This window comes from Alteromonas aquimaris (assembly GCF_026183695.1).
Taxonomy (GTDB): Bacteria; Pseudomonadota; Gammaproteobacteria; order Enterobacterales; family Alteromonadaceae; genus Alteromonas; species Alteromonas aquimaris.
This window is the reverse complement of the sequence record NZ_JAPFRD010000003.1, coordinates 1-726: the sequence shown is the minus strand read 5'-3', so window position 1 is coordinate 726 and position 726 is coordinate 1. Positions and strand designations below refer to the sequence as shown.

Genomic DNA, 726 nt, shown 5'->3' with positions numbered 1-726 from the left:
TGAATCGCGCCGGTAAATTCGGAGGCGGATTTGTTTGAGTCATGCTGCCGTATCTTCGGCTAATTGTCGATAATAGTTTTCCTCATATTCCAGTGGCGGGATATCACCGATAGAACTTAACAGCCGTCTGTTGTTGAACCAATCAACCCAATCCAGTGTTGCTAATTCGACTTGTTCTAAACCCTTCCAAGGGCCATCTTTGTGGATGACTTCTGTTTTGTATAGCCCGTTTATGGTTTCAGCCAAGGCGTTGTCATAAGAATCTCCAACACTGCCGACTGAGGCGCTGAAGCCAGCTTCAGACAATCTCTCGGAGTACCGGATGGACACATACTGGCTGCCACGATCACTGTGATGGATGACGCCTTTGGGTTTACCACGTGCCCACAAGGCTTGTTCCAGCGCATCCAATATCAACTGCGTTTGCATCGACTTCATCACACGCCAACCCACAATCTTGCGTGAGAAGACATCCGTCACAAACGCCACATAAACAAAGCCAGACCAAGTGGCAACGTAGGTAATGTCCGCCACCCACAGTTGATTAGGACGCTGCGCTGTAAACTCACGATTGACCAAGTCTAGCGGCTTCGCAGCACTGTCATCAGGAATCGTTGTAATGCAGCGCCGACCTCGACGCACACCTTGAATACCCAGCACTTTCATGAGTCTGGCTACCGTGCAACGAGCAATGCTAAAGCCTTCGCGTTTCATCTGTTTCCAGAC

The 726-nt window shown here is 49.7% G+C and carries 1 protein-coding gene; it reads right to left on the bottom strand.

Annotated elements, in window-relative coordinates; genetic code table 11:
• Positions 1-39 precede the first annotated feature (39 nt).
• A partial coding sequence (locus OPS25_RS02800; protein WP_265616140.1) for an IS3 family transposase occupies positions 40-726 on the bottom strand: 687 nt, incomplete at its 5' end.